Here is a 6,000-nt window from a genome sequence, read left to right as displayed (position 1 = left end):
CAGATTTAGGTTCTGGCGCCGAGAGGTGTGAGAGTTCAAGTCTCTCCGACCGCACCATCATTAAATAGAACCCAGCTTTTTAGCTGGGTTTTGTTTTATCTGGAATATGTAAATCTGATAACCCCGTCACCAAGTATTTCTCCCTATTTAATCACTTCATGACTTTTTTATAAGACAATGTCTGCTCCACTTTCTAATTGAGTATGACGCCTTATGAAAAACCTCACTTTAACGATCGGTTGCTACACAGACACTCCCAGTAAAAGCCAAGGCGTGTATCAGGCTCAGTTAGACTTGGAAAACGGTCAACTATTACCTTTAGAACTCATTACAGAGTGTACTAACCCATCTTTTGTCGTAGCGACCGAGCTTGGTATCTATACCGCGTCTGAAGTTGACCAACCCAAACAGCCACAGTTGATTCATATCGCTAATGCTAGCTCAAAGACCGCTAGTAATTCAGGTGCTATCTCTGGCGATCATCCTTGTCATATCACCATAGATCCTAGCCATAAATTTGCCATTACGTCTCAATACTCATCAGGCTCATTCGATATTTTTAGTTTAAGTATCAATGGCAATATCGATAAACGACTTAAAACAATAGCTATGGTGGGGTCAGGACCAAACAAAGAGCGTCAGACCGCTCCACATGCTCATCAATGTCTGTTCTTACAAAACTCACCACAATTTGTCACCGTCGACCTTGGCGCTGATCGAATCGATTTCTATTGCTTTGATGAAGAACAGGAAGAGTTTCTAGACGAACCGATGCAATCCATTAAAGTCCCTGCGGGCAATGGACCTCGTCATCTCGTCTTCAACAAAGACGAAGATAAAGCCTATGTAATCTGTGAACTCTCTGAAACGATACTAATGATGGAGAAAACTCTTGGGAAATGGAGTATTGTCGAAGAGATCGACGCACTTCCAAATATGGAAAAAGGAGAAGCAACGGCAGCAATAAAACTATCGCCGGATGAGCAATTTCTCTATGTCTCTTGTCGACATCAATCGATGATCAGTTGCTTCAGAATCGAATCCACAACGAAAGTGCCTATTTTTATTGATAGCTATAGTTCTGAAGGCAACTTCCCTCGTGATTTTCATATTACTCATGATGGTGAATGGCTTATCGCCGTAAACCAACACACTAATAGCATCACGTCCTTCAAGCGAAATACAGAAGACGGCTCTCTGGTTTACACGGGCTACTCATTAGAGCTAGATGCGCCAGTTTGTGTGACACAGCAGCGATAGACATCATCGAATACAAAAAAGGAGAGCATTCGCTCTCCTTCTCTTTATAAAGTGTCTGCAATGCTCAATTAAAGGCCCAGAGCATACTTCAACACTTGAGCTTTAATCGGCCCTGAGTTCTCTGCTAGCTTGAGTGCAGCATTACGCACAAACTTAAGTGGACCAATATCATTACTGAACGTCTTATAGAAGAAATCCATACCGCTTTGCATCACTAGGTTGTCACCTCTTCTCATCACCTCGTAGCGTCTTACTACAGAATGATTCAGCTCGCCTTTTTCTTTGGTTACATCCAATAGAGCTGCAACATCTTTAAAGCCTAAGTTCACGCCCTGCCCTGCTAATGGGTTGATCGTGTGTGCCGAATCGCCAACGAGAATGCAGTTGTTCTTAGCGTAAGATTGTGCATGACGTCGAGTGAGAGGGAACGAACCAGAATTGAGGACTTTGATGTCTCCTAATTCTGCAGGGAAGTTAGCAAGCACTTCATTGCGTAGCTTATCTGGGCTCATTGCCGACAGTTGCTTGATGCGAGATGGCGAGTCATACCAAACTAAGGAACCCTGCCCGACTTCTTTCCCTTCAGAAACGACAGAACACAGAGGCAGAAACGAACGCGGGCCACTTGGTAGAAATTGTTGCCAAGTAATGTCTTGCTGAGGGAGTTCGGTTTCCACATTGACAAGCATGCAGTGCTGTCGATAGTCCCAAGCAGTGATACCAATACCAGCCTGCTGACGAACAGCGGAGTTAGCGCCATCAGCACCAATCACCCATTTAGCCGATAGCTCAGCACCAGATTGAAGCTTAACGATATTAGTTTCACCAAATTCAATAGAGTCCAACTTTTCAGGACACAGCAGTTCTAAATTGTCATAAGCATCAAACTGAGACCATAAACCCAATTGAATGAGTCGGTTTTCAACAATGTAGCCTAAACGAGGCAAATCTAGTGACGCTGCATCAAATCGAGTACGACATTCAGGGTGTTCCCACGTCTCTAAGCGCTTATAAGAACATACTCGCATCGCTTCTATGTGTTGCCATGCACCAAGATCTTCAAGCAAATCGACCGATGCTTGAGAGATTGCGGAAACACGAATATCCATCGCTTGCGACTTGTCAAAAGCTTGAGGCGCAAAACCTTCGATCACAGCAACACTCAACCCTTGCTTTGCAAAACCAATCGCTGTTGCTGCACCAACCATGCCGCCGCCGACGACCACAATATCGTAACTGTTCATATTTTGTACTTATCAGTTTGATTCTTTGACTGTTTTTGATTGTACTTTTTCATAACTAACTTGTAACCAAAAACCTTATTTGAAAAAAGGGTTATCCCTTGCTGTGTCTAGCGTTAACGATAATAAAAACCACTACATAAGAGATTTTATCAGACTACTAGTCAGTCGGTTTTGAAACCAGTACAATACGCCGCTTGCTGCTAGAGCCAGTCATAAAATGAATACCTAATTATGACAAATGGTCCTCGCGGATGAATACTGGGCGATTTGCTCCCTTAAATTAAACTAACGATCGAGCGAACAAAAAATGAGTAAGAAACTGCTAATTAAAACTTGGGGCTGTCAGATGAACGAATACGATTCATCAAAAATGGCCGACCTGCTTAACGCTGCTAATGGCTATGAGCTAACTGAAGTACCTGAGGAAGCAGATGTACTACTACTGAATACTTGTTCTATCCGCGAAAAAGCGCAAGAGAAAGTATTCCACCAGCTTGGTCGTTGGAAAACGCTAAAAGATAAGAAAGAAGGTGTGGTGATCGGTGTTGGTGGCTGTGTAGCGACTCAAGAAGGCGATCACATTCGTCAACGTGCACCATACGTAGACGTTATCTTTGGCCCTCAAACACTGCACCGTCTTCCTGAGATGATTAAATCTTCTCTATCTAATGACGCGCCAGTGATGGACATCTCTTTCCCTGAGATCGAAAAATTCGATAGCCTACCAGAGCCTCGCGCTGAAGGTGCAACGGCATTCGTTTCTATCATGGAAGGTTGTTCTAAATACTGTACTTACTGCGTTGTGCCTTACACGCGTGGTGAAGAAGTTAGCCGCCCAATGGACGATGTACTGTTCGAAGTTGCTCAACTTGCAGAGCAAGGCGTACGTGAAGTTAACCTGCTAGGTCAAAACGTAAACGCATACCGTGGTCCAACTCACGAAGGTGATATCTGTTCATTCGCAGAACTGCTTCGCCTTGTGGCTTCTATCGATGGTATCGACCGTATTCGTTTCACAACAAGCCACCCGCTTGAGTTTGGTGATGACATCATCGCAGTTTACGAAGACACTCCAGAGCTAGTGAGCTTCCTTCACTTGCCGGTACAAAGTGGTAGTGACCGTATTCTTACTATGATGAAGCGTCCTCACACAGCGATCGAGTACAAGTCGATTATTCGTAAGCTACGTAAAGCGCGCCCTGACATTCAAATCAGCTCTGACTTTATCGTTGGTTTCCCTGGCGAATCTAACCAAGATTTCCAAGACACGATGAAACTGATCAAAGACGTTGATTTCGATATGAGCTTCAGCTTTATCTTCTCTCCTCGTCCAGGCACACCTGCTGCAGATTACCCATGTGACGTGCCAGAGCAAGAGAAGAAAGATCGTCTATACGAACTACAGCAAACTGTGAACACACAAGCAATGCGCTACTCTCGTCTAATGCTAGGTACAGAGCAACGCGTATTGGTTGAAGGTCCATCGAAGAAGAACCTAATGGAACTGCGTGCTCGTACTGAAAACAGCCGCGTAGTGAACTTCGAAGGTTCTGCTGACCTTATCGGCCAGTTCGTAGATGTGAAAATCACAGAAGTATTTGCTAACTCACTGCGTGGTGAAGTAGTACGTACTGAGAAAGACATGGATCTTCGCAGCGTGATCTCGCCAACTCAAATGATGGCGAACACAAAACGCGAAGACGAGCTAGGTGTAGCGACATTTACGCCATAAGCGAAACATCTAGGTTCAGCAAAAAGCTGACCAACAAAGCTTGAAATTACCTAACTAAGTGACCATCTTAGAAATAGGGAAATCGCCACTAGAAGCCCGGTCCCAATCGGGCTTCTTGCTCTTTGTTTGTTGAAAAGAGTGGGTGGCACAAAATGAGAGGCTAATTTGAGCAATAAAATCGTTACCCTAGAAATCAATCTAGAACCCGCAGATAACCATCGCCTTGCAAGCCTTTGTGGCCCATTCGATGACAACATCAAACACCTTGAGCGCCGTTTAGGTGTCGAGATTAACTACCGCAGCAACTTCTTCACTATTGTTGGTAAGCCTCATACGGCTGCTGCTGCACTCGATATTGTAAAGCGCCTGTATGTTGAATCTGCTCCGGTCAAAGGCACGATTCCAGATATCGAGCCAGAACAAATTCACCTGGCTATCAAAGAGTCTGGTGTTTTGGAACAGAATGTAGAGTCTGATATTGAACACGGCAAAGAAGTGTTCATTAAGACCAAAAAAGGCGTCATTAAGCCGCGTACACCAAACCAAGCACAATACCTAATGAATATGGTGACGCATGACATCACCTTTGGTATCGGTCCTGCTGGTACCGGTAAAACGTATTTAGCTGTCGCTGCTGCAGTAGACGCATTAGAGCGCCAAGAGATTCGTCGCATTCTATTAACGCGCCCTGCGGTTGAAGCGGGTGAAAAGTTAGGTTTCCTGCCTGGTGACTTAAGTCAAAAAGTAGACCCATACTTGCGTCCACTTTACGATGCACTTTTTGAAATGCTGGGCTTTGAACGTGTTGAGAAACTGATTGAGCGTAACGTGATTGAGGTTGCACCTCTTGCGTACATGCGTGGTCGTACACTGAACGATGCCTTCATCATTCTTGATGAGAGCCAGAACACGACTGTTGAACAGATGAAAATGTTCCTGACTCGTATTGGCTTCAACTCGCGTGCGGTAATCACAGGTGATATCACTCAAATCGATTTACCTCGCGGTGCAAAATCTGGCTTGCGTCATGCGACCGAAGTTCTAAGTGAAGTCGATGACATCAGCTTCAACTTCTTTATGTCGGAAGACGTGGTTCGTCACCCTGTGGTTGCTCGTATTGTTAACGCTTACGAGAAATGGGAAGCGAAAGACCAGAAAGAGCGCAAAGAGTTTGAGAAACGTAAACGTGAAGAGCGTGAAGCAAAACTTCTTGAGACTCAGCAAGCGGTTACGACACAATTAGCAACACAAAATAGTTCTGTGATTGCAGAACAAGGTGATAAATAGATGTCTATTGAACTAGACCTACAATTAGCGGTCGAAAATGAGCAAGGTCTTCCAACAGAGCAGGACATTCAGCTTTGGTTGGACAAGACCATACCTCAGTTTCAAAAGAGCGCTGAGCTTACTATCCGTATCGTAGATACAGAAGAAAGCCACCAGCTAAATCATGAATATCGTGGTAAAGACAAGCCAACTAACGTGCTATCTTTTCCATTCGAGGCTCCGCCTGGGATCGAGTTAGATCTTCTAGGTGACCTCATTATCTGTCGCCAAGTTGTCGAAAAAGAAGCAGAAGAGCAAAATAAGCCTCTGCTAGCACACTGGGCTCATATGGTTGTACATGGCAGTCTGCATCTGCTAGGTTATGATCATATCGAAGATGATGAAGCTGAAGAGATGGAGTCACTCGAGACAGAAATCATGCAAGCTATGGGGTTTGAAGACCCATATATTCTAGAAAAGTAAATCGATTCTAGTGAC

General features: G+C 44.5%; 5 protein-coding genes. 4 read left to right on the top strand and 1 reads right to left on the bottom strand.

Going from position 1 to position 6,000, the window contains the following annotated elements; translation table 11 throughout:
* The first annotated feature begins 213 nt into the window (after positions 1 to 213).
* Positions 214 to 1,260 carry a lactonase family protein gene (locus OH460_RS26260; protein ID WP_270000084.1) on the top strand — a complete coding sequence of 349 codons (1,047 nt, stop codon included), beginning with the start codon at positions 214 to 216 and terminating at the stop codon, positions 1,258 to 1,260.
* A 68-nt stretch (positions 1,261 to 1,328) separates the two neighbouring features.
* Here OH460_RS26260 and OH460_RS26255 read toward each other — a convergent pair whose 3' ends face one another.
* A complete protein-coding gene (locus tag OH460_RS26255; protein WP_270000083.1) occupies positions 1,329 to 2,504 on the bottom strand; it encodes a 2-octaprenyl-3-methyl-6-methoxy-1,4-benzoquinol hydroxylase in 1,176 nt (391 codons plus the stop codon).
* Between the two features lie 307 nt (positions 2,505 to 2,811).
* On the opposite strand from OH460_RS26255, the gene miaB reads away from it, so the two are divergent.
* The 3 genes from miaB (at position 2,812) to ybeY (ending at position 5,985) form a co-directional block, all read left to right on the top strand.
* The gene (miaB, locus tag OH460_RS26250; RefSeq protein ID WP_176681864.1) at positions 2,812 to 4,236 is read left to right on the top strand and encodes a tRNA (N6-isopentenyl adenosine(37)-C2)-methylthiotransferase MiaB; all 1,425 of its coding nucleotides are present in this window, start codon (positions 2,812 to 2,814) and stop codon (positions 4,234 to 4,236) included.
* Positions 4,237 to 4,401: 165 nt separating this feature from the next.
* Positions 4,402 to 5,523 carry a PhoH family protein gene (locus OH460_RS26245; RefSeq protein ID WP_004737647.1) on the top strand — a complete coding sequence of 374 codons (1,122 nt, stop codon included), beginning with the start codon at positions 4,402 to 4,404 and terminating at the stop codon, positions 5,521 to 5,523.
* Positions 5,524 to 5,985 carry an rRNA maturation RNase YbeY gene (gene ybeY / locus OH460_RS26240; RefSeq protein ID WP_061033215.1) on the top strand — a complete coding sequence of 154 codons (462 nt, stop codon included), beginning with the start codon at positions 5,524 to 5,526 and terminating at the stop codon, positions 5,983 to 5,985. It abuts the gene before it with no gap.
* Positions 5,986 to 6,000: the final 15 nt, after the last annotated feature.

The sequence above is a fragment of the Vibrio sp. Makdt genome (genome assembly GCF_027587015.1).
Classification (GTDB): Bacteria; Pseudomonadota; Gammaproteobacteria; order Enterobacterales; family Vibrionaceae; genus Vibrio; species Vibrio chagasii_B.
This window is presented reverse-complemented; position numbering and strand designations above follow the sequence as displayed.